The sequence below is a fragment of the Pseudomonas sp. 1L-E-NC-VB-C3 genome (assembly GCF_057291535.1).
In genome coordinates, this window is record NZ_JBXAWD010000003.1 from 175,070 (window position 1) to 197,959 (window position 22,890).

A 22,890-nucleotide genomic window follows, 5' to 3' on the forward strand; every position below is an offset into this window, starting at 1 on the left:
CCAACGCGCGAAAGCGCATACCAAACCCCATCATTTAATTGGATTCCAATGCCAAAGCGGCACACCAGACCTCGCCACGCGAGCCCTGGGCTAAAATTTTCAGCGAACGCCCGCTGTCTTGCGGGCTAATGGTAATGGTCAGGTCGGGCTTTGGCAAAAAGCCTGCACCTTTATCGGGCCACTCGATCAGGCACAGGGCATCGTCTTCGAAGTAGTCACGGATGCCGAGAAACTCCAGCTCCTCGGGATCGACCAGACGATAGAGGTCGAAGTGGAAGGCACGTATGTCACCGATCTCGTAGGGCTCGACCAATGTGAAGGTCGGACTTTTTACCGCGCCGACATGCCCCAGCCCACGAATGATGCCCCGTGACAGGGTGGTTTTGCCCATACCCAGATTACCTTCAAGAAAAATCAGGCCATGGCCCTGGGTGACGCGGGCGATCCGTGCGCCAAAGTCGCTCATTGCCTGTTCATCGGCCAGGTACAGGGTTACTTCAGACACGGTGCTTGCTCCTCCAACAACTGACGAATGGCTGGAATCAGATCACTGGCCGCCAGCCCACGGCCGAATTTGCCTTGTTGCATACCCGCGTTGGCGTGCAGCCAGACGGCCAGGCATGCCGCATCGAACGCGTCCATGTCTTGGGCCAGCAATGCGCCGGTCAGACCGGCCAGCACATCCCCCAACCCGCCCGTGGCCATCGCCGGATGGCCCTGATGACATAGGGCCAGACGCCCATCGGGATGGGCGATCAGACTGCCGGCCCCTTTCAGAACCACTACCGCTGAATACTTTTTGCTCAACGCCAGAGCAGCGGCCGGGCGATCGGCCTGCACCTCGGTGGTGCTGACGCCAAGCAAGCGCGCCGCTTCACCCGGATGCGGGGTGATCACGCAATCCTTGGGCAACTGGACAAAATCGCTGGCCAGCAGGTTCAACGCGTCAGCGTCCCACACTTGCGGCAACGCAGCATTGGCGGCCGCCGACAACAGGGCACGGCCCCAACTGGCCTGACCGAGACCCGGTCCGACCACCAGCACCGAAACCTTTTCCAGCAGCCCCATCAGTTGATTGGCTGACGAGGTGCCGAGCGCCATCGCCTCCGGGACCCGAGTCAGCGCCGCCGGCACATGCTCTGGGCGAGTCGCCAGCGAGACCATGCCCGCGCCGCCGCGCAAGGCCATTTCCGTGCTGAGCAGAATCGCTCCGCCGAAACCGTGATCGCCGCCGATCAGCAACACGTGGCCAAAGCGGCCCTTGTGCGAGGTCGGCGCGCGCGGCGCAAGTGCTGGAAGATTAGCGGCGCTCAGGCGCTGAGCGCAGACAGGAATGTCACTGAAAATTTCGTCGGGGGCTTGCAGGTCGCTGAAGACCAGCTCACCGATATGATCCGCAGCATCACCGGTCAACAGCCCGACCTTCATACCAATGAAGGTCACCGTTAGATCGGCGCATACCGCGACACCCAGTTCACACCCGGTATCGGCACACAGCCCGGAAGGAATATCGACCGCCGCTACCGGCAAGCCGCAGGCGTTGATCGCCTTGATCGCCGAGGCATAGGGCTCACGCACTTCGCCGCTCAGGCCAGTGCCGAGCAACGCATCGAGGACGACACCGCGCAGCTCGCGTTGCGCCTGCCAGCCTTGCACCACAACACCAGCAGCCACCGATTCGGCATGGGCCAGTGCGGCATCGCCCTGCAAACGTTGCGGATCGCCGACGGCGAGAACGCGCACGGTCCAGCCGGCCCGCAGCGCCAGCCCGGCCACCAGATAACCGTCGCCAGCGTTGTTGCCGTGCCCGGCGAGCACCGTCAGTTCCTTCGCTGCCGGCCACTTGCGCACCAGTGCGCGCCACGTCGCGCGGGCGGCGCGTTGCATCAATTCGAAGCCCGGCGTGCCGGCGGCGATCAGCCGCGCGTCGAGTTCGCGCACCTGCGCGGCGCGGTACAGCGCGTCGGGTAATTCATCTTTCGTCTGCGGCATGCGTCTTCGGGCTCCGATGTCTGGCAGAATTATACGCACCTCAGCTCCGGTTTCTCTCGCCTCATGTCCGCCATCACCACAGACCTGCCCGCCCTCGCCCAATCGATCAAGGATTGGGGCCGCGAGCTGGGCTTCCAGCAAGTCGGCATCAGCGGTCTGGACCTGGCCGAACACGAGCAGCATCTGCAGCGCTGGCTCGAGGCCGGCTACCACGGCGACATGGACTACATGGGCGCCCATGGCAGCAAACGCTCGCATCCCGAAGAGCTGGTGCCGGGCACGTTGCGCGTGGTTTCCCTGCGCATGGACTACTTGCCAGGCGATACCGAAATGGCCAAACGCCTGGCTGAGCCGGAGAAGGCTTACGTGTCGCGTTATGCCTTGGGCCGCGATTACCACAAATTGATCCGTAAACGTGTTCAACAATTGGCCGACAAGATCCAGGCGGAGATCGGCCCGTTCGGCTTTCGTGCGTTTGTCGACAGCGCACCGGTGCTGGAAAAAGCCATCGCCGAACAAGCTGGACTGGGCTGGATCGGTAAAAATACCTTGGTGTTGAACCGCAAGGCCGGCAGTTATTTCTTCCTGAGCGAACTGTTCGTCGACCTGCCGCTACCGGTGGACGAACCACACAGCACTGAACATTGCGGGCGTTGCACCGCATGCCTGGATATCTGCCCGACCAACGCCTTTGTCGGCCCGTACGTGCTGGACGCCCGGCGCTGCATTTCCTATTTGACCATTGAGCTGAAAACCGCGATTCCCGAAGAATTGCGGCCATTGATAGGCAATCGGGTGTTTGGCTGCGATGACTGCCAGATCGTCTGCCCATGGAACCGCTTCGCTCGGCCGACTGGAGAAAGCGATTTCAAGCCACGGCACAATCTCGATAATGCCGAGCTGGCTGAACTGTTCATGTGGGATGAAGAAAAGTTCTTGAACAGCACCGAGGGTTCACCGTTGCGGCGTGCCGGGTACGAGCGCTGGTTACGCAATCTGGCGGTGGGACTGGGGAATGCGCCTTCATCGATTCCTGTGCTGGAAGCGTTGAAGGCGCGACGTGATTATCCGTCAGAGTTGGTCAGGGAACATGTCGGGTGGGCACTGGAACAGCACGCCCACCGCGCGCTCGCAAAACCGGCAAGCGCACTGTTCAAATCGTAGCCGGACCTTGAGTGTTCCTGCTTTCGCCTTGTATCGTTTCGTTGCGTGCTCCGACCTACTTTTTTTCCTTTAAATGACCACCCAGCTGGTTGATGACCGCGATCCGCTCCTTGGCGTTTTCGGTCATATATATTCGGTCTCCTTGCGACAGATAGAGATGCATCGGCTTTGATGCTGAGCCGGATGGACCATGCATGGGCGTGTATTTGGCATGAATCAGCGCTGCAGAAGACGTCGGGGAGTTACCCGCCTCAATGTGCTGCATGAAAGTTTCGGCCTTTTCAAGCAAGCCGGTAAGGCCCTCTTTCTCAAGGATGTTCTTTTTGGGGTCGACCCTGACGAGTGACCATGGTTTCTCGGCCTCTTCCTGAACGGCCGCGCTGGCCTTCGCCTTCGCCTTGGCCGCCGCCTTGTTTCCCTTACCCTTGATCATGCCTCGGGCCATCTCTTGACCCGCTGCTTTGGAGCCTTTACTACTCAGGCCCTGCTTGAAGGCGCCAGCCAGTTTCCTGCCAGCATTGATGCCCGCTTTGGCACCAGCTGCCAGCCCTGCCCCCACCGAAGCCAGCCCAAGACCAAAACTGATCCAGCCCAATATCTCGCCCGCTTGAGAACCCGGTGCGAGTTCATTGACCACCTCGCTGGCAATACCCGCCAGGCCTGAAGCAACCGCCAGCCCCAATGCCGCCACTGCCCATGGCGTCGCCGCGCCCATCGTCACCACGCTGGCAACAATTCCGAGAACACTGAGGCCGATGCCCAGGATCGATTGCCAGGAGATATGCCCGGTAGGGTCGACACGATTGACAGGGTCGCCCAGGCAATAACTGTAGGCATTCAATCCGCCCGCGCCAAATGGACTCATGCTGTCGGGGGCGAGAAAGCGCATCAGTGTCGGACTATAAGCCCTGTAACCGTTGCCCAGCAGATACAGCCCGGTAACCGGATCCAGCTGTTCGCCGTTGAACCCTGCCACGCTGAACAATCCACCTTCGGTGGGACGATGCCCATAAGGGCTGTAGGCGCAATCGGTGAGCTGCTCCTTGCCCAGCGTTGCCAGCACACTTTGCTGCTGATCGGTGGCGTATAGCTGCGCGTCGGGGTTCAACCCCGATTGCTGTTGCCCCACGAGCGCTCCACCGTGACGCACAACACTCGTTGAACTTTCACCACGCACCTCGTTGGCAACCCGGCCTGCGTAGTAGTAACGCTGCACAATTGCTTTTTCGGGTTGCGACAGCTCCACCAGATCGTCGAAACCGTCGTAATGGTAGCCACGAATCACTGATCCCCCTGCGCTGGACAGCTGCTCGAGACGTCCGAACGCGTCATAGGCCAGCGTTCGCGCCTGGTCGTCCTTGATCATCCTGCCGTTGGCGTCGTATTCCAGCGTCACTGCCGAGGGATAGTCGACGTGGGAATGTTTGACGGCGCTGAGCTGTGCAGGATCAGGGTTGTCGTAACTGAAGGTGGTCAGATTCATCCCCAGCGGGAACTTCGTCTGCACGGTGAGGATGTTATCCAATGCATCGAAGGTGAATGTCTGGCGGACAATTTCCTTGCCATACGGATCGCGCGGCTTTTGCGTGCCGGCACAGTCGTACTGGATCAAGCGCCCGCGCACATCGTAGGTGAACTGTTCATCACGTAACACTTGAGTGCCACGTCTGGACACTTTCTGCGCCAGTTTGCCAGCCAGCGTGTAAGTCGATTCCAGGGTCTGGTCTGGCTGTCCTTGAGTCTCGAATGTGCGGCGGGTTTCACGCCCGATATCGTCATAGGCAAACCGGGTGATCATTTGACGCTTGATGGACGTTTCTTCGGTTTGCGTCCAGTCCAGCATCCCCGTCTGCGCGTTGTAGTGGAATTCGGTTTTAAGCGAGCCCTGGGAGGTGGATAGCAGGCGGCCGTGCTTATCGTATTCGGATGTGCTTTCGACTCCGAGCACATTGACATGGTTGATCGGTCGCCCCTGCAGGGACCAGATACTGGAGGTTGCTTTGGTGATCGCGCCGAGGGTCGTCGTTTCGGTTTTCACACGCCCGGAGGGGTGATAGGCGAAATTGCGCTGTCTGCCGTTTTCGGTACAGGTCAAGGGATTGCCACTGAGGGGGTCATACGTCATGGTCGTGACCAGATCCCCTGCCTTGCGCTCAGTCAGCAGGCCGCCCAGTTCCCGCAAATAAGTGAATTCGGTTTTTTTGCCATCAGCACTCCTGTACCACTGCGGCTGGGTGAAGCCCGCTTCATAACCTGCCTCGGACTTACGTCCGCCAACGGTACTTCGGATCAAGCGACCCAGACCGTCATAAGTTTGCTGCCCCAACACTTTGTCAGCGACCTTGATGTTGATCGGCAGACCTTCATCACTGTGCCCGGCGTAGTCGGTCACGACCGCAGTGGCGTCGGGCAGGACACTGCGGGTTATCCGGTCAAAAACGTCGTACTCATATCGGCTGGTATTGCCGACAGGGTCTGTCTGACTGGTTGTGCGCCCGTAGCCGTCATAGGTGTACACGGTTTTGCCGAGACTTTTGTTCTTCAGATTGAAGCTCTCGACACTCAGCGGTTTACCGAAATCATTGACGAGGGTGATCGTCTTGCCCATCCCCTGGAGCCAATGGGTCTGCCGGCGAAGAACCGGGTCCGCCTCGCTGTGTTCGATACGTCCATCATCGTGCAGCGTCTTGCTGACCTGGCCCCAGGAATCGAATTCGTAGCCGGTGCTGACCGGATAAGGCTTGCCATCACGCCAATCAGTCAGCGTCACTTTCACCTTGTGGCCGACCGAATCATGCAGCGCAGAATAAAGCGTGCGTGTCTGAATCAGACCGTCCTTGTCGGGATGGTCGCAGTCCTTTTCATGAACGGTGATCACCCGTTCCATCCCGTCATAAGTCACTTTTTGCTCGCCGCCAGCAGGATCCGTGGTCACCATTGTCGCCGGATGCTGTTTGCTGGCAGCCAGATAGGTCCACCGGGTAACGGCCGCATATGGGGTGCCGCCAGCAACCGTTTTGCCCACTGCCCGACCGATTGCGTCGTACTCATGCTCGATGTGCTCGCCATCGACACCGACTTCAGAGACCTGTAATCCGGTCAGCGTCGACAGCACTTTCTCACTGGTCTGCAGCGTGCCGTCAAATCCGCGCGTGCTGGACCTGACTCGCAACCTGTCACCCTCAAGTTCATAGGAAAACTCGATAGCGGTTTTTTTATCATTCAGGATGACACTCTGCTCTTTCGTGGCTCCATGCTTGAGTGGATCCCCGGGCGTATTCAAATAACTGCGTGCGGTTTTCGAACGCAATACCTCAACGCCTTCCAACACTTCACAAAAACGCTCCTCGACCGGTAACACGGATGCCAGTTCCGCACCGTCCAGCGCCGGATGCAGCGCGTAGTCGTAGTAGGTGACTGTCGAAGCACCATCGGATGCGGCAGCAGTCACCGTCCTTTTTTTCGGGAATCTGGAAAAGCCCAGCGGATCCTCTGGGCAGTTATCTCCACCACTGGCCGGATAAAATTCCGTGGTCGTCGTCACCCCAGTGGGCTCGACCTGCTTGAGCAAGTTACCTTCGTCATCGAACTCGGTGACGGTGGTTTCCACACGCTGCTGTTGGGTGCGCCGATCAAGGTGCGTCACCGTGTGGACTTTAGGCATGCGGAACTGAGCCACCTGCTCACTGAATGGCTTGGTAATGGAACAGTGATACTCCGTGGTGGTGGCGATCTGAGCGTCACCACAGGTTGTAACCTCAGCCACCAACAGATGGAATTTGTTGTAGGTGCGTTTGATGCGGGTATGTACTTTGCCGCTGACCAGCAAGTGCTCGTCCGAGGTGTAGACGTAGTGGCCGGGCGCAAGATAGAGAGGATCCAGGTCACTATCCTTGGCAGGAAGGAGGCCCTGCCCAAGGAAGTTATGGTCGGAGTACGTGTAGGTCTTGCACAGTCGGGGCTGGCCGCGCCCTGGGTAGACATCGTGAGCAATCACAAACGGCAGTGTCCGTTCCACACCGCTGATGAAGCGGTGGCCGTGCCGCTTGTAGCGAATGATTTCGACCCCGCGCAGCGGATTGACGATGCGATGAACATAGCTGGCTCCAGCGATGACTTCATACTCAAGGTCCCAACCCTTACCAACCGGCAGCTCGATGGCCGTCACTCGAGAGTTTTTCAAGATCAGCTTGTAGTTGGAACTGGAAGTAGTGTCGGGATGCCGGGACAGCGTCACCTGACCTGCCGCGCGGGTGATTTTCAACAGGCAGCGCTTGCCATCACGGACTTCGGCCAATCGGGGAAACTGGTTGAACAACTCATGCTTCAGCGTAATGCTCACACCGTTCGCCGCGATTATTTTTTCCGCGACGGCGACCTGAGTGCCGGCCAGGACTTTGAGCAGTTCACGCCGGCCATCCTTGTATCGAACTTCATAGCGCCCTGCTCCAGCGACTGACGCTTTCGCCGTTTGCAGTTTCATTTCCTTGAACTTCAGACCGGTAGACGTCTCGACAGCCTTGTAGCGCTCACCGTTGGACAAGGTCATCACTTTGCTGCGCAAGTCATAATTGGTCAGTGTCAAAGACCAGCCAACGCCGAAACCACTATCCGCCTGATTGAGCGGATTAAAGCCCACTGAAAGTGCAAGCTCCGGACCATTGAGATCCGCCGAGTGCAACTTGCCAAGCGAAAATGCGCAGGTGTACATGCCCGTGCGGGGATCAACGCCTCCTGAAACAAATTCACCAAAGTTGAAAGCGTTTGAATGAACAGAGGGAGAGAAATTACTTTCCATTGGTAAACCGTCCTTTTATTTCCAGACTTAGGTTGAGCAGTTAAAACTGGCCAGCAAAAAGCGCCGACCACACAACGAAGTCAGCTAAGCTGCTTCATTGACCGCCTGGATTGATCCAGAATAAAAGTGAGCCGCTCTTTATCACCATCGATACAAAGGCGGTGCTCCGTACCGAACTCATCGAACACGGCAAACTCGAATGCGCTTTCATTTTCCCGTGCTGCTTGCGGGTCAGCGGAAAGATACTGAACAAGGGTTAATTGCCCAGGCACCTTATTGATAGGGACGGTAACGTAGCTCAGGGGACTGCGGAATGTTGCTTGCACGCCATATATCGGTGCCATATAGCCATAAAAAACTTTGCGACTACCTTGTATTCCGGGGATATTACCGGACACATAGACTTGCACCGCCTCTTCGGAATCATAAGGATCAAGTTTCACCTCACTGCTGTACCAGTCAAGGAGGTGAATCTGCCTGCCTTCAGCGCGCAGGGCAATATGATAATGCTGAATCGAATCGTATCGACCCCTCTGCCGTTTCTCATCATACTTGCTCAATGAAAAGCTGCTCAGCGAGTACTCTTTCGGAGGAATCGCCTCCAGCGTGACACTGCTGTCGAAACCAACCCCATTACTTCGCAATATCACGCCATTCAAGGAGATCTCGGCAGCCACTTCCATAATTCCAGGTCGGGAAGCCGAGACCCAGAACTGGAAAATCTGTACCGGATCTGCGGCGTTGCTTATCTGGTTGTCACTGACCCGCGGGACTTCTGTCAGGCGCGTTGCACCACCCGACATTTCGTGAGCGTAACGATTTTCCTGAATCGAAACACTCCAGTCTCCCTCCAGAGGCCGAGCACCGTTGTAGGCAATCAGCCGCAATGACGGCAATGCAGGATGTCCATGCAGCGATACGCCGTCGCCATTGTTATCGATACCGTGCAGAAGCACCAATACACGCACCTGCATGCGACCGTTGGCATAAAGCACTTTGTGCTGGCCATGATTTGTGGCGTCGAGTTTTACCTCGATACGGGAAATACCAACTTGCTCATCAAACATCTGATAATACCTCAGCCGATTAATATATTTCGCCCTTCAAGGGCTCGGCAAAGTATTAACGTCGAATTTAAATATAAACAGCCGCGACATTTGACATTTTGTGAAAAAGCAAACTCTCAACATCATCTTTAATAATTCACACAGATGCTAATAACTTCAAAAAATGCGATCTGCATGTTACGAGATTCAAAACTAAGCCTTTCACCCCTTTGATTCTGGCCCACGATGGCCTGTTACCCCTTCCGAATTCAATCAACCCGAACCGGAAGGGGAGTCAGCGAGTAGCTTATGTTTGCCAAATCATGTTGGCAGCGTGATCGATCCGTTACTTTCGACAACACTCAGTCGCTATCTGGACCTGTCGAAAATCCGCTCTCCGATGACTCACTATCGGAATCAACGTCTGAAACTGTTTCTTCCGTTTGGATTTCCACTTTCCGGTCCATACTGGAATTTTCAAGATATTGATTAATCCGCCGCATCGACTCGTCACTCAGCGGATTGTTCAATAAACCAACATATAGATCTTGAGTATCCGGAATATCGAACAGATCGCTCCCTACGTCTGAGATATTATTATCCTGTAACGCCATGACCCGAAGACCTCCAAGCCTGTCTATACCGGAAGGCAGGCTGGAGAGATTGGCGTTATATAGCATCAACTCGGTCAAACCTGTCATGAAGCCTACATGCGGAGCAACTGTCAGAGGGTTGTTGGCCAGATTCAACAAAGTGAGCGTCTCGATCCTGGACACACCTTCAGCCGTCGCTTCAGATAATTCAAGCGAGCAATCGTCCAGCACAAGTTGACGCAACTGGCGCATTTGGAATATCCCTGACGGGAAGTCCTCCATTTTTATGCCAGTGACCATCAAATATTGAACATTGGGAAAACTGTCAAAAAAAGCACCGATGCGTGCGCCTGGCGTTTCCACAGTCAATATCAACTCTGTTACATAGTCGAACCTGGCGGATAATCTTGGTAACTCACCAGTAAAATCGACATGATGGGAAAAATGATAGTCACCGTAACCCCATCTCGAAACCGACTTGCGTCGCCAGATATCTTGCAGTTTTGCGCTAAATTGCTCGCGAGCCGGGCGCTGTTCTGCGATCTGCATTGCGTCCTGCGAAGAGTCCGCTTGGGTCGATAATCCTTCCGCACTCCAGATCGCCAATTCATTGCGCAATATTGCGAGGTCTGTCTCCAGGCGCGCTAAAACTGTGGACGGCTCAGATCCCAGGCGCTCGGAAACGAAAGCGGCCAACTCCTTGTCATCAAGCTGCGGATAGAGGCTACGGACACGTTCCACAACGGATCCTGTCAACATCGGGTTGACATCGCCGCCGCCTCGCAGCCCCGCTTGCGCGTATTGGGCGCTGGCCGGAACAGCCGTTACCTGCACCGGTGCCAGTCCCAACAATTCGCTCACGCGTTGGCGCGACGGCAATGGCTGTGCGCGTACCAGTTGCCGCAGAGCCGCACCACCGCCCTGCGCTACACCGAGCAACTGGCGCTGCCCGGGCAGTAAAAGGCGCCAGACGGCGGCATACAGATCCATCCGATCCTGGGGGGACGCGATGCCGCTGCGTTGGATAACGTAGCCTTCATGCTGACGAATCAATATGTGACGCACTGGCGATCGAGCATCGCCAATAGCACTCAATGACTCACCCTCTGACGCTTGCAGACGAATCTCGATACGAATCTGTCGCGGCCACTGATCAAGCCGCCCGAGCATCTGCAAAGCCAGTTGGTCAGTGTCCAGGCTGGCTACCGCATCCAGATAGATTCCTTCGCACGCCCTGGCGAGACGCACCTCGCGTAGCGCCACCAGCGTTTTTTCTGCCATGTGCCTCGGCATTCCCGGCCGCAGGCGCAAATGCATATGGTCGGCGGCACTGGCCTCTCGCCACAACGCTTGGGCAATCGTCTTGGGCAGATGAGGAAAAATCCGTCGCATCTGCAATGTGTTGTCATCGCAATCGAGTTCGAACGCCCGCTCGCTCTGCTCAAAGAGCAAAGCGCGGGACTGTTCGATAACGCGCTCGCTCAGATCAGTTGCCTGTAGCGTTAACAAAGCCTGCAGTTGTGAATCGGCCTGCGCACGCACGGTCGGATCGGAATGTTGCACTTGGGTGATGAACTGGCGGATCTTTTGATCGAGGGCGAAGCGTCTCGCTGTGTCCTGCAGCAATGCCAGCGAAGCGGGATGAATGTCGGACCTGTGCGCCATCATCGCGTCGACGCCGCTCACGGCAAATATGCGTTGGGTCATCAGTGGAGGGAAATCCTTTATTGAATACTCCGTGCCGGGAAGCTCTGTCGTGCGATTTCGTCCGGTAAAGACAGTTGCAACTGGATTGGCCGACTCAGGATCATCCAGCGGATGCCACAAACGGCCCTCGCTGTCAGGCCTCAACAGCGGACCGGAAGGATGCAGTTCTCTGGCATGTGTGGCGCGAAACAGGCCGCTCTCGGGGTCTCGGACCACTTGTACGATGTGATTGTCAGCGACGGCAACATACTGACGCTGCTTCATGATTGCGATGCCCCATGCATCGGTCTTGTCGAGACGCTCTTGCGTGGGTATCCAGTAGTTCTCCAGCGAATTCCTTGCGGACACACTTGCGAACTCGTCGATCGTGGAATATTTCGGCCTCGTGCTCACACTGATGACAGGCATCACTGCAAGCGAATCTGAAGAAGATGGCGAAGGCAAGGGTCCCTGATGATGTGCAACAGTCGAATGCGGCATTGTCGAAGACGGGTTCAGAGCCCGGGGCAGGCCATCCCCGCTGGACTCGATGGGTCTGGTTGGGGCAGATACAGGTTTGATTTTCGGCGGTTTGCCAGTCATGAATGCTCATCCTTGAGGAGTGGTGACGCTGGCCACACATCGCTGCGGGGCCAGCGCAAGACATCAGATAAAGCACTTTCGTGCATATGCCTGATCATCGAACATGGCAGCTTATCTGCAGCCGCGATGCCAAACGCATATACAGCTACTACATCCCAAGACATTGCATCAATGGATGATGAAACTCAGCCTCGCTGAAGAGACAAATTGCGCTCATAAAAACTCACGCGAATCGCCAACTTATGCCCGGTACCATATTCATCGATAGCGATAAAGTAGAGGACACTTCCATATTTTTGCGCACCGGTATTTTCCGAGTATTCGGATAACGCCTGCACAATAGTGAGTTCTCCGTCGCTTTGCGTATTTACTTTGTAATGCTTGTGATTCCATGTTTGCGCATCGCCGGTGAAAGCATATACAAACGGATCACCCCTATCAGGCAAGGTGACGGTCACACTGGTTTTTTCGGGACGGACGAAAATGCACTTCATATAATTGGTTTTGATTTCGTTAAGCCTGTTCCCGCCCGCAAAATCGAGGTTTTCGCCCTCTTCAGCCCCCTCGACCATCCAATCGACCAGGCGGATTTGCTTCCCGTCCGGGTACAGCCCCAGATGGTACTTCCAGATACGATTACCAGGCGACTCATTACCAATCCTGTTCTGATACAACTGAAAGACTCCATATGTCGCGGGCTTTTCAGCCTCCAGAGTCACGCTGCTGTAATGAACACTGGCAGGGGTGGTTCCGTTGCTCAAAATCCTCTCCCCGTTGAGAGACAGGCGCGCACCGACCTCAGTCGTTCCGGCGCTCGACGAGGAAACCCAGAACGTACGCACCTGTGGATGAACGCTGTCATTCTCAAGATCATCATCGTGCCTGTCCAAGGCATCCGGTGCAGGCCGTGCCTCACGCGTAAACCGGCCTTGGACTGCGCTCGCGACCCAACCATCGCGCAAGGTCTTGCCGGTCGCGTAATGAATAAGCTGGATGCTTTCCATTACATCTTCCGGTACATGCACAGCGTTGCCGTCGGCGTCTACTCCGGCAACCAGCACCTGAACTTTGACTTGCATCCGGCCATTAGCAAAAAGTGCCCTGCTTTGAGTGTTATCACTGGCGTCAAACTTGACCTTCAGACTGGACAACCCCACAAGAACGGGCGAAGTGTTTTGTTGATTACCTGTAGCATCCATGCTTTCACTCATAATACAGCTCCTCTGTGAGAATATAACTTGATAGTGACATCGAAAACATGTCAGCAAAAAAAGTTACATACCCACCGAGAAAATATCAAAGTGAAAAGTGTAAGAAATATGCGCGCACCAGCCGCCGGCAACTCATACGCCTTTAAACCAGCCTCCAATACACCAACGCAAGAATGATCAATGTTCGTCGTTATAGACGAACTTCGGCATTTCCCAATGGAAACGGATGGCCAGCAGACGTAACAGGAACCCGCCAAACAAAGTGATCAGGATGGCTTGTTCGCCCGGCACATTTATATAAAGACAAAACATGTAGCACCATGCCGCAGCGAATGAAACACTGGCATAAAGTTCGCGGCGAAATATCAGCGGAATGTCATTGCAGAAAATGTCGCGCAGGATGCCGCCGAACACACCGGTGATGACGCCGCTGACCGAGGCCACCAGCATGCCGTGGCCCATTTCCAGCGCTGTCATGCAACCGATCAAGGTAAATGCCACCAGCCCCACCGCGTCGAGCACCAGAAACAGCGAGCGCAGGTGACGCATCCAGCGTGCGGCAAACACCGTAAACATCGCCGCCACCGAGGTCAGCACCAGATATTCCGGGTGTTTGACCCAAGTCAGCGGGTAGTGCCCGAGCAACACGTCGCGCACCGAACCGCCACCGAGCGCGGTGATGCAGGCGATCAGCACCACGCCGAACCAGTCCATGCCTCGTCGTCCGGCGGACAGCGCGCCAGTCATGGCTTCGGCGGTAATGGCGATCAGATATAGCATCAGCAACATGATGGCAGTCCAGGCAGGAAGGCGCGCAGTCTAGCCATTTCGGCGCCGCACCAGAAGAGGGCGCGCCTCTCGCGAGCAGGCTCGCGAAGGCGGAAAGCCGCTCCCTCAGAACTTGATGAAGTGCTTGCGGTAATGCTGCAACTCGGCGATCGATTCGCGAATGTCGTCCAGCGCCAGGTGCGTGCTGCCCTTCTTGAAGCTGTCGCGCACATCCGGAGCCCAGCGCGCGGCCAGTTCCTTGAGCGTGGAGACGTCGAGGTTGCGATAGTGGAAGTAGCTTTCCAGCGCCTTCATGTGGGTATAAAGGAAGCGACGATCCTGGCAGATGCTATTGCCGCAGATCGGCGACTTGCCCTTCGGCACCCACTTTTCCAGAAAGGCGATGGTCTCAGCTTCTGCCTCAGCCATGCTGATGCGGCTGTCGCGCACACGCTGGGTCAGACCGGAGTTGCCGTGGGTGCGGGTATTCCACTCGTCCATGCGCGCGAGCACTTCGTCGCTATGGTGGATGGCAATCACCGGACCTTCAGCCAATGTGTTCAGCTCACTGTCGGTAACGATAGTGGCCATTTCGATGATGACATCGTTGTCCGGGTCCAGACCGGTCATTTCCAGGTCGATCCAGATCAGGTTCTGCGGGTTTTGCATATTCGGGCTCCTAGGCAATGCTGCGCAGTTTAGCCTAGGCCGATGGCCGGGCGTGCTAAACTCGCGGCCGTTTTACCTAATCGCTGCATTCTTCAGACGGAACACCCATGGCCAAACGCCAACTCAATCGTCGTCAAAACTGGCGCATCGAAAAGATCCAGGGCGAGCGCGCCGCACGCGCCGCCAAACGCGAGTCCTCGGCGGTCGAAGCCCTCGAGGGCGGCGACCTTGGCCCAGAGCAACACGGCCTGGTGATCGCCCACTTCGGCGTGCAGGTCGAAGTCGAAGCCGTCGACGGCGAACTCGCCGGTCAAGTGTTCCGTTGCCACTTGCGCGCCAACCTGCCAGCGCTGGTCACTGGCGACAAAGTGGTCTGGCGCGCCGGCAACCAAGGCATTGGCGTGATCGTCGCGCAACTGCCGCGCAGCACCGAACTGTGCCGCCCCGACAGTCGTGGCCAGCTCAAGCCGGTTGCCGCCAACGTCGACATGATCGTCATCGTTTTCGCGCCGCTGCCCGAGCCTCACGCCAACCTGATCGACCGCTATCTGGTCGCCGCCGAACATGCCGGTATCCGCCCGCTTCTGCTGCTGAACAAATTCGACCTGATCGACGAGCAGAACGCCCCGGCGCTGAACGCGTTGCTGGCGGTGTACCGCACGCTGGGTTATCCGGTGCTGGAAGTCTCGGCCCACCACGGCGACGGCATGGAGCAACTGCAAAAGCAGCTCGACGGGCGCATCAGCGTGTTCGTAGGCCAGTCCGGCGTCGGCAAGTCGTCGCTGGTCAACAGCCTGCTGCCGGAAGTCGAAACCCGCGTCGGGCCGTTGTCGGAATTGTCCGGTCAGGGCACGCACACCACCACCACCGCGCGCCTGTTCCACTTCCCTGGCGGCGGCGAACTGATCGACTCCCCGGGCATCCGTGAATTCGGTCTGGGCCACGTCAGCCGCGCCGATGTCGAAGCCGGTTTCATCGAGTTCGATGACCTGCTCGGCACTTGCCGTTTCCGCGACTGCAAGCACGACCGCGAACCGGGTTGCGCGCTGCTCAAGGCGCTGGAAGATGGGCGCATCCAGCAGCAACGGATGAACAGCTATCGCTCGATCATCGCCAGCCTGCCCGAAAACGGTTATTAAACAGTCGCGCCGGCAGCCCCGCACCACGGGCTGCCGGTTGTCGGACCGCATCTGAATCAGTTCTCCCCCACTTAAACATAAGCCTCTGCCGTAGGCTTTTGCGCGGCTGCTTGCAGGACTTTTCTGTTTTGCCGCGCAGCCCTTGTAGGTCTCTGCCAGCGGCCTACATTCCTTTCCTCCTTCGCTCACAGCGACCTTCGAGGAAAGCCATGCCAACCTGTGTTTTATTCATCCGCCATTCGTCTCGCTACATCCACGCGTGCAGTGCCCACAGCATCGTCGGCGCGATCCGCCTGCACACAGTGGTGTGACCATGCGCAAGGCACTGTTCATCGGCATCAACGATTACACGCATATCGGCGGCCTGAGCGGCTGTTGCAACGACGCCATGGCCATGGCTTCGGTGCTGAAAACCAATGCCAACGGCGACCCTAACTTCAAGAATGTCGTGTTGACGTCCGCCGAGGATTATTTGAGCCGGCAAAAACTCGAAGACCAGATCCGCGAGTTGTTTTCCGGTGACTGCAACGTCGCCCTGCTGTATTTCGCCGGCCATGGCGGTTTCGACGCCGACACTGACGAAGGCATGTTGATCGCGCAGGACTACCGCAACGCCAAGGACGGCATCCGCATCAGCGACATCCTCAACTGGGCGGACAAGGCCACGCGGATCAAAAACAAAGTGATCATCCTCGACTGCTGCGAAAGCGGTTCGGCCGGCGAAGTGCGCGCCCTGCGCAGCGAGAGCAGCATGGTCAGCGAGGGTATGACGATCCTCACCGCCTGCAAAAAAGCCGAGCCGGCGCTGGAGGGCGCGCAGCACGGCGTGTTCACCGGCCTGCTCCTGCAAGCGCTGCATGGCGGCGCGGCGAATATCCTCGGCAAAATCACCCCCGGCAGTCTGTATTCCTTTGTCGACAACGCCCTCGGCGCCTGGGAACAGCGTCCGGTGTTCAAGACCAATGTGTCGCAGTTCATTTCCCTGCGCGAAGTCTCGCCGCTGATCCCCAAGGAGATCCTGCGCAAATTGCCCGACTGGTTCGCCGAAGCCGAATCGGTCTACCCGCTCGACCCCAGCTATGAGCCCACCGAAAAGGCGTTCGTGCCTGAACATGGCGAGATCTTTGCCCAGTTGCAGAAGTGCAACCGCCACAGCCTGATCGAGCCGGTCGACGCCGAGCACATGTACTACGCCGCCCTCAACTCCACCGGCTGCCGCCTGACGGCACTCGGCGCCTATTACCGCGAACTCGCCCTCAAAGGACATTTCTGATGCCAGTCTTTATCAGCTACCGCCATATGGATCGCGCTCATGCGATCGCCATCAACACCCGCCTGACCCAGGCGAAGATCAGGACTTACCTCGACGTACTGGATCCGGAATCGCAGACCACCGACGACATCACCGGAGTCATTACCCGCAACATCACCGAGTGCACGCATCTGCTGGCGGTGGTGTCGGAGACAACTGCACTGTCGTGGTGGGTGCCTTTCGAAATTGGCGAGGCGACGATCAGCAATCGGCGGATCTGTACGTTCAAGACCGGACCTGCGCAACTGCCGATCTATCTGGACAAATGGCCGAAGCTGAGCACGGCCAGCGATCTGGATTTCTTTATCGATGCGTATCGTGATGAGGTGTCGAACAAGCGCTCGATAACCCTGGATTCGTTCAGCGACTCGGTGAAAGGGGCGTACAAGCGCGATGCAGAGATGTTTCATGAACAGCTGAAGAACCGGATTCGTCGGGGATTCTGAGACAGTGCCGGCCTGTGATAGCCACAAAAAAGCCGACATCACTGTCGGCTTTTTTTCACTTACTGCTTCGGCGCAGGCGCCGCCCCACCCGGCTCAGCCGGTTTCGGCGCCGCATCGTCAAACAGATTCAACCGCTCGCGCAACTCGTGAGCCGGCACTGGCTGTTTGTCCGCCGGCAACGCATTCGGATCAACCGGGGCTGCCGGTGCAGCACCGTTCTGCCCCTGATCCGCCGGTTTCGCCGCCTCGGGACCCTGCGCACCTTCAATGGCGGCCTGGGCCTTTTTGGTCAGCACGACAATGTCGATCCGGCGATTGACCGGGTTGAACGGGTTTTCCCGGTCGAACAACGCCGACGAGGCATAACCGACCACCCGCGCCACCTGCGCATCCGGATAGCTGCCCGCGACCAGGGCACGGCGAGCCGCATTGGCGCGGTTGGCCGAGAGCTCCCAGTTGCCGTAGTCGCCAGTGCCAATGTACGGCTTGGCGTCGGTGTGGCCGCTGATGCTGATCTTGTTCGGCACCGCTTTGATGGTGTCGGCCATGGCCAGCAGGATGTCCTCGAAGTACGGTTTCAGGCGTGCGGAACCGGAGTCGAACATCGGCCGATTCTCGGCGTCCATGATCTGGATGCGCAAGCCGTTCGGGGTGATTTCGAAGAGGATCTGATCCTTGAACTTCTGCAGTTGCGGGTTCTCGTCGACCTTGTTCTGCAGTTCTTGCAGGAGCAGTTCGAGACGCTCCTTCTCGACCTGCTCGGCCATGCCTTCAACCTGATCGGTGTCGACCGTGACCTTGTCCGGTTGCGGTTGCGACTTCACTTCCGGGTTGAGGGTGTTTTCCGGCGCCAGGGTCGGCGTGCCACCCAGGTCGATGATGTACGGCGTGCCGCTTTCGGAGAAGCCGACCGGGTCCTTGAAATAACCGGCGATGGCGATCTTCTGTTCCGGCGTAGCGGTGGACAGCAGCCACAGCACGAGGAAGAACGCCATCATCGCCGTGGCAAAGTCGGCGAAGGCGATTTTCCACGCCCCGCCGTGGTGCCCGGCGGCAATGCGCTTGACGCGCTTGACGATGATCGGCTGATTATTTTCCATGACTTAGCGACCGCGAACCGCTTGTTCCAGCTCGGCGAAGCTTGGACGGTGCGCCGGGTACAGAACCTTGCGCCCGAACTCGACCGCCAGCGACGGCGGCATGCCGGACGCCGAAGCCACCAGCGAGGCCTTGATGGCTTCGTAGACGTTGAGCTCTTCCTTGGCATCGTGGGCCAGGGAATGCGCCAGCGGACCGAAGAAACCGTAGGCCGCGAGAATACCGAAGAAGGTACCGACCAGTGCCGCACCCACGTGCAGACCGATCGACGCCTGGTCGCCCTCGCCCAGCGAGGCCATGGTCACCACGATACCGAGTACCGCCGCAACGATACCGAAACCGGGCATGCCGTCGGCGATGCCGTTGACCGCGTGCGATGGGTGCTCGAGGTCTTCCTTGAGGCTGTACAGTTCCATGTCGAACAGGCCTTCCAGTTCGTGCGGAGCCATGTTGCCGGAGGACATGATGCGCAGGTAATCGCAGACGAACGCGGTCATGCGTTCATCCTTGAGCACCGCCGGGTACTTGGCGAAGATCGGGCTCGCGGCGGCATCTTCGATGTCGCCTTCGATCGCCATCATGCCTTCACGGCGGCTCTTGTTGAGGATTTCGTAGATCAGCCCGAGCACTTCCAGGTAGAAGGTGTGGGTGAAGCGCGAACCGAACATGCTCAGGGATTTCTTGAGCACGTGCATCGTCATGTAACCGGGGTTGGCCTGGAGAAATGCGCCGAGGGCCGCACCGCCGATGATCATCACCTCGAAGGGCTGGATCAGAGCGGCAATCTTGCCGTGGGAGAGCACGTATCCGCCGAGCACGCTCGCGAATACGACGATGATGCCGATAATTTTAGCCATAGGTAGAAGGTACTTGTTTAAGTCGGGTTCAAGGTCATATTCGGAAGTTAAAAAATCTCTTCTTCTACTTATCGGCAAAACTGCGCCAGACTATAGCCAGTTCAGGCGAAAAGCCAATTTAGCCCATGCCGGGCGCGTCTACAGTCAGTGAAGATCTCGTCCAGACATGGCTAATGAAACGAACATTCCATCGGTAATACCGACCACGCTCCAGGCTTGGGTCAAGCTGCTCGACAGCGTCCGCCTGCCCGTACCACAAGAGGCTCACGACAAAGTCTGCCGGGCGATCCGCGACAATCGCAGCTCGCTGCGCGACATCGCCGATCTGATGCAGGACAGCCCGGCGCTGGCCTTGAGCGTCATCCGTGAGGCGAATCGTCACACCCACGGCACCATGGCCGCGCCGGCGGAAAATCTTGAGGTGGCGATCAATCGCCTGGGCCTTGCCCGCACCGAAGAATTGCTCGCGCGCCTGCCCGCCGAACCGCACCGGCAAATCCCCAAGGCTTTGCGCCAATTGCAACTGATCAGCCAACACGCGACACAACAGGCCAACGGTTTTTTTGCCAGTCGCCTCGCGCGGCTGTGGCAGGACATTCATTGGGGCAGCTTGCTGTTTTTGTCGCCGCTGTGGCCCTTGGCACTGACGTATCCGCAGTTGCTCGAGGAGTGGGAACTGCGCGTGATCCACAAGGGCGAGTCGGCACGTGTGGTCGAAAAGCAATTGTTCGGCGTGCGCCTGTTGAAGATCGCCGAGGCACTGGTCCACGCCTGGCATCTGCCGATCTGGGTCGAGCAAGGCTACAAATTGCTGCTCAGCGAACAACGCGAACTGGTCAAAGTGCTGCGCATCGCCCGCGACAGTGAACACCCGCTGCGCCAGCAGAATCGCCTCGACGATGACCCGACATTGCGCCGCTGGCTCAACCAGCCGGCGAATACCGTGCTGCTGGCCAATGGGCTGGCGCTGTCGGCGCAACAGGCCTGGGACAGTCCGCACAGCAAGCGCTGGCAGTACCTGACCAGCCTCTATCTGCAGATTTCCATGGACGAAGTGCAGCAACAGTTGCACCAGCAAGCGGCGAACAGCGCGCGTCAGCATGCGATGCCCGATTTGTGGCACCCGGCGGTTTCGCTGATCTGGCCGTGGGGCACTCGTCGCTTGCCGGCCGGCATGCTCCCGGCAGCAGCGCCGAATGCGGATGACTTGGGCCAGTGGCGTCGGCAATGCGCCGAACTGCTCGCCGAACCCAGCCGCTTCACCAATGCCATGAGCCTGACCGTCGCCGCCCGCGAGGCACTGGTGGCCAGCGGCATGCGCCGGGTGATGATTCTGATGGCCGACCGCACGCACTCGACCCTGCGCGTACACCAGACCGCCGGTTTGCCGAAGGATGCGGCGGCGCTGAGTTTTGTCGTCAGCCAGAGCAAAGTCCTGCAACGCCTGCTCGCTCAGCAGGCGCAGGTGCGGATCACGCCGGAGAACAACGCACAATTCTCGGCCTTGTTACCGGCGAGCCTGCGCACGCTGTTTCGTGGCGAACATCTGTTTCTGCGTTCATTGGTCAACAATGGTCGGGTGATCATGATCGTCGTTGCCGATCAGGGCGGCGGCCCCTTCGCCGACATCACTGTGCAAGCCTTCGGCAAAACCGCGCAGTGCATCGAAAAAGCCCTGCACAGCTTTAGCAGCCGTGGCCAATGAGCCTGCGCTACAATCCTCCCCTTTGTGCTCTGGAGACCTCACATGTCTGACTTCTCTGGCTTGCCGCTTGTCATCGAGCCGAGCGACCTGCTGCCGCGTCTGGAGTCCCCGGAACTGATCCTGGTGGACCTGACCAGCCCTGCCCGGTATGCCGAAGGTCACTTGCCCGGCGCACGTTTTGTCGACCCGAAACGCACCCAGCTCGGCCAGCCACCGGCCCCCGGGCTGATGCCGGCGAAGGCCGATCTGGAAGCGTTGTTTGGTGAGCTCGGTCATCGCAAAGACGCGGTCTACGTCGTGTATGACGATGAAGGCGGCGGCTGGGCCGGGCGTTTCATCTGGCTGCTCGATGTCATTGGCCACGACAAGTACCACTATATAGACGGTGGTCTTCCGGCCTGGCTGGCGGACGGCATGCCCATGTCGATTCAAGTGCCGGCCGCCGTCGGTGGCCCAGTGTCGCTGACCCTGCACGACGAACCGACCGCCACCCGCGAATACCTGCAAAGCCGCCTCGGCGCCGCCGATCTGGCGATCTGGGACGCGCGTGGGCCGCTGGAATATTCCGGCGAGAAAGTCCTCGCCGCCAAGGGTGGCCACATCCCCGGTGCGATCAATTTCGAATGGACCGCCGGCATGGACCAGACGCGTCAGTTGCGTATCCGCAGCGACATGCCGCAGATCCTCGAAAACCTCGGGATCACCAAGGACAAGGAAATCATTACCCACTGCCAGACCCATCACCGGTCGGGCTTCACTTATCTGGTGGCCAAATCCCTCGGTTATCCGCGGGTCAAGGGCTACGCCGGTTCATGGGGCGAATGGGGCAACCACCCTGACACGCCAGTCGAGATTTAAGGTTTTTAAGGACAACTAATGAAAGAGCGTCTGTTTATCCTCAGCCAGTACCTGCTGCCGCATCACCTGCTGTCGCGCCTGGCCGGCTGCATCGCCGAATGCCGCGTGCGCTGGTTCAAGAATGCCTTCACCCAATGGTTTGCCAAGCGTTATCAAGTGGACATGTCGCAAGCACTGGTCGAAGACCTGACCGCTTACGAGCACTTCAACGCCTTCTTCACGCGTGCTCTGAAAGACGGCGCGCGTCCACTGGACGAGACGCCGGGCGCGATCCTCAGCCCGGCCGACGGTGCGGTCAGCCAGCTCGGCCCGATCGAGCACGGTCGTGTGTTCCAGGCCAAGGGCCACAGCTTCAGCGTGCTGGAGTTGCTCGGCGGGGATGCGGCCAACGCAGCGCCGTTCATGGGCGGCGACTTCGCTACCATTTACCTGTCGCCTAAGGACTATCACCGCGTGCACATGCCGCTGGCCGGCACCCTGCGCGAAATGGTCTACATCCCGGGCCGCATTTTTTCGGTGAACCAGACCACTGCCGAAAACGTCCCGGAGCTGTTCGCCCGCAACGAGCGCGTGGCGTGCATTTTCGACACCGAACGCGGGCCGATGGCCGTGGTGCTGGTCGGTGCGATGATTGTCGCTTCGATCGAAACCGTGTGGGCCGGTCTGGTCACCCCACCGAAGCGCGAGCTGAAAACCTTCCGCTACGACGAAGCCGCACGCGCTCCGATTCATCTGGAAAAAGGCGCGGAACTTGGGCGCTTCAAGCTGGGTTCGACGGCGATCGTGCTGTTTGGCCCGGATCAGGTGAAGTGGGCCGAAGAGCTGGTGGCCGGTTCACCCGTGCAGATGGGCCAAGGCCTGGCACTGCCAAAAGCGTGACCCTGTTCGCGGAAGCAGCCGAGGCTGCTTCCGCAAACCGCGGCATTTGCTGCTATGGTTTTGCTC

At 58.2% G+C, this 22,890-nt stretch carries 17 protein-coding genes; 7 read left to right on the forward strand and 10 right to left on the reverse strand.

Annotated elements, in window-relative coordinates:
* Nucleotides 1-34 precede the first annotated feature (34 nt).
* Both tsaE and AC0Z5Z_RS06395 read right to left on the reverse strand, forming a co-directional pair.
* Complete coding sequence (gene tsaE, locus AC0Z5Z_RS06390) at nt 35-505, reverse strand: tRNA (adenosine(37)-N6)-threonylcarbamoyltransferase complex ATPase subunit type 1 TsaE (protein WP_150638276.1); 471 nt, start codon at nt 503-505, stop codon at nt 35-37.
* Complete coding sequence (locus AC0Z5Z_RS06395; protein WP_485610880.1) at nt 493-1,992, reverse strand: NAD(P)H-hydrate dehydratase; 1,500 nt, start codon at nt 1,990-1,992, stop codon at nt 493-495. Before AC0Z5Z_RS06395 ends, tsaE begins: the two co-directional genes overlap by 13 nt.
* Nucleotides 1,993-2,055: 63 nt before the next feature.
* On the opposite strand from AC0Z5Z_RS06395, the gene queG reads away from it, so the two are divergent.
* Complete coding sequence (queG, locus tag AC0Z5Z_RS06400; RefSeq protein ID WP_485610881.1) at nt 2,056-3,156, forward strand: tRNA epoxyqueuosine(34) reductase QueG; 1,101 nt, start codon at nt 2,056-2,058, stop codon at nt 3,154-3,156.
* 55 nt (nt 3,157-3,211) lie between these two features.
* Here the strand turns inward: queG and AC0Z5Z_RS06405 are convergent, their stop codons facing one another.
* The 6 genes from AC0Z5Z_RS06405 to orn all read right to left on the reverse strand — a co-directional run bounded on the left by AC0Z5Z_RS06405 (nt 3,212) and on the right by orn (nt 14,530).
* On the reverse strand, nt 3,212-7,954 hold the full coding sequence (locus AC0Z5Z_RS06405) for an RHS repeat domain-containing protein (protein WP_485610882.1): 4,743 nt from the start codon (nt 7,952-7,954) through the stop codon (nt 3,212-3,214).
* 80 nt (nt 7,955-8,034) lie between these two features.
* Nucleotides 8,035-9,021 carry a hypothetical protein gene (locus AC0Z5Z_RS06410; RefSeq protein WP_485610883.1) on the reverse strand — a complete coding sequence of 329 codons (987 nt, stop codon included), beginning with the start codon at nt 9,019-9,021 and terminating at the stop codon, nt 8,035-8,037.
* 341 nt (nt 9,022-9,362) lie between these two features.
* Nucleotides 9,363-11,882, reverse strand: a complete 2,520-nt coding sequence (locus AC0Z5Z_RS06415; protein WP_485610884.1) for a leucine-rich repeat domain-containing protein — start codon at nt 11,880-11,882, stop codon at nt 9,363-9,365.
* 185 nt (nt 11,883-12,067) lie between these two features.
* On the reverse strand, nt 12,068-13,093 hold the full coding sequence (locus AC0Z5Z_RS06420; protein ID WP_460094312.1) for a hypothetical protein: 1,026 nt from the start codon (nt 13,091-13,093) through the stop codon (nt 12,068-12,070).
* Between the two features lie 177 nt (nt 13,094-13,270).
* Nucleotides 13,271-13,885, reverse strand: a complete 615-nt coding sequence (locus AC0Z5Z_RS06425; RefSeq protein ID WP_177342722.1) for a trimeric intracellular cation channel family protein — start codon at nt 13,883-13,885, stop codon at nt 13,271-13,273.
* Between the two features lie 102 nt (nt 13,886-13,987).
* On the reverse strand, nt 13,988-14,530 hold the full coding sequence (gene orn, locus AC0Z5Z_RS06430; protein WP_016771957.1) for an oligoribonuclease: 543 nt from the start codon (nt 14,528-14,530) through the stop codon (nt 13,988-13,990).
* A 107-nt stretch (nt 14,531-14,637) separates the two neighbouring features.
* Between orn and rsgA the strand changes: the two genes are divergently transcribed.
* The 3 genes from rsgA (at nt 14,638) to AC0Z5Z_RS06445 (ending at nt 17,427) form a co-directional block, all read left to right on the forward strand.
* Entirely contained in the window at nt 14,638-15,669 is a 1,032-nt protein-coding gene (gene rsgA, locus AC0Z5Z_RS06435; RefSeq protein WP_024011360.1) for a small ribosomal subunit biogenesis GTPase RsgA, read from the forward strand.
* A 313-nt stretch (nt 15,670-15,982) separates the two neighbouring features.
* Entirely contained in the window at nt 15,983-16,942 is a 960-nt protein-coding gene (locus AC0Z5Z_RS06440; protein WP_423664128.1) for a caspase family protein, read from the forward strand.
* Nucleotides 16,942-17,427, forward strand: a complete 486-nt coding sequence (locus AC0Z5Z_RS06445) for a toll/interleukin-1 receptor domain-containing protein (RefSeq protein WP_056787531.1) — start codon at nt 16,942-16,944, stop codon at nt 17,425-17,427. The genes AC0Z5Z_RS06440 and AC0Z5Z_RS06445 overlap by 1 nt, the downstream gene beginning before the upstream one ends.
* Before the next feature lie 59 nt (nt 17,428-17,486).
* Here AC0Z5Z_RS06445 and motB read toward each other — a convergent pair whose 3' ends face one another.
* Nucleotides 17,487-18,527 (reverse strand): flagellar motor protein MotB, encoded by a 1,041-nt coding sequence (motB, locus tag AC0Z5Z_RS06450; RefSeq protein ID WP_073471668.1) that lies wholly within the window; start codon nt 18,525-18,527, stop codon nt 17,487-17,489.
* A 3-nt stretch (nt 18,528-18,530) separates the two neighbouring features.
* A complete protein-coding gene (motA, locus tag AC0Z5Z_RS06455) occupies nt 18,531-19,382 on the reverse strand; it encodes a flagellar motor stator protein MotA (RefSeq protein ID WP_024011357.1) in 852 nt (283 codons plus the stop codon).
* Between the two features lie 166 nt (nt 19,383-19,548).
* On the opposite strand from motA, the gene AC0Z5Z_RS06460 reads away from it, so the two are divergent.
* Genes AC0Z5Z_RS06460 through asd form a run of 3 tightly spaced genes read left to right on the forward strand, consistent with a single transcriptional unit; the run spans nt 19,549 to nt 22,824 of the window.
* A complete protein-coding gene (locus AC0Z5Z_RS06460; protein ID WP_252887221.1) occupies nt 19,549-21,087 on the forward strand; it encodes an HDOD domain-containing protein in 1,539 nt (512 codons plus the stop codon).
* Between the two features lie 42 nt (nt 21,088-21,129).
* Nucleotides 21,130-21,945 carry a thiosulfate sulfurtransferase gene (rhdA, locus tag AC0Z5Z_RS06465; RefSeq protein WP_252885214.1) on the forward strand — a complete coding sequence of 272 codons (816 nt, stop codon included), beginning with the start codon at nt 21,130-21,132 and terminating at the stop codon, nt 21,943-21,945.
* An 18-nt stretch (nt 21,946-21,963) separates the two neighbouring features.
* A complete protein-coding gene (gene asd / locus AC0Z5Z_RS06470) occupies nt 21,964-22,824 on the forward strand; it encodes an archaetidylserine decarboxylase (protein WP_024011354.1) in 861 nt (286 codons plus the stop codon).
* Nucleotides 22,825-22,890: the final 66 nt, after the last annotated feature.

Excerpts from the sequence above, each read along its gene's own strand:
- AC0Z5Z_RS06415 (WP_485610884.1), bottom strand. The coding sequence starts at position 11,882 with ATGACTGGCAAACCGCCGAAAATCAAACCTGTATCTGCCCCAACCAGA.
- motB (WP_073471668.1), bottom strand. The coding sequence starts at position 18,527 with ATGGAAAATAATCAGCCGATCATCGTCAAGCGCGTCAAGCGCATTGCC.
- AC0Z5Z_RS06460 (WP_252887221.1), top strand. The coding sequence starts at position 19,549 with ATGGCTAATGAAACGAACATTCCATCGGTAATACCGACCACGCTCCAG.
- rhdA (WP_252885214.1), top strand. The coding sequence starts at position 21,130 with ATGTCTGACTTCTCTGGCTTGCCGCTTGTCATCGAGCCGAGCGACCTG.
- AC0Z5Z_RS06420 (WP_460094312.1), bottom strand. The coding sequence starts at position 13,093 with ATGAGTGAAAGCATGGATGCTACAGGTAATCAACAAAACACTTCGCCC.
- queG (WP_485610881.1), top strand. The coding sequence starts at position 2,056 with ATGTCCGCCATCACCACAGACCTGCCCGCCCTCGCCCAATCGATCAAG.
- AC0Z5Z_RS06410 (WP_485610883.1), bottom strand. The coding sequence starts at position 9,021 with ATGTTTGATGAGCAAGTTGGTATTTCCCGTATCGAGGTAAAACTCGAC.
- AC0Z5Z_RS06445 (WP_056787531.1), top strand. The coding sequence starts at position 16,942 with ATGCCAGTCTTTATCAGCTACCGCCATATGGATCGCGCTCATGCGATC.
- AC0Z5Z_RS06440 (WP_423664128.1), top strand. The coding sequence starts at position 15,983 with ATGCGCAAGGCACTGTTCATCGGCATCAACGATTACACGCATATCGGC.
- AC0Z5Z_RS06405 (WP_485610882.1), bottom strand. The coding sequence starts at position 7,954 with ATGGAAAGTAATTTCTCTCCCTCTGTTCATTCAAACGCTTTCAACTTT.
- asd (WP_024011354.1), top strand. The coding sequence starts at position 21,964 with ATGAAAGAGCGTCTGTTTATCCTCAGCCAGTACCTGCTGCCGCATCAC.
- AC0Z5Z_RS06395 (WP_485610880.1), bottom strand. The coding sequence starts at position 1,992 with ATGCCGCAGACGAAAGATGAATTACCCGACGCGCTGTACCGCGCCGCG.
- motA (WP_024011357.1), bottom strand. The coding sequence starts at position 19,382 with ATGGCTAAAATTATCGGCATCATCGTCGTATTCGCGAGCGTGCTCGGC.
- orn (WP_016771957.1), bottom strand. The coding sequence starts at position 14,530 with ATGCAAAACCCGCAGAACCTGATCTGGATCGACCTGGAAATGACCGGT.
- rsgA (WP_024011360.1), top strand. The coding sequence starts at position 14,638 with ATGGCCAAACGCCAACTCAATCGTCGTCAAAACTGGCGCATCGAAAAG.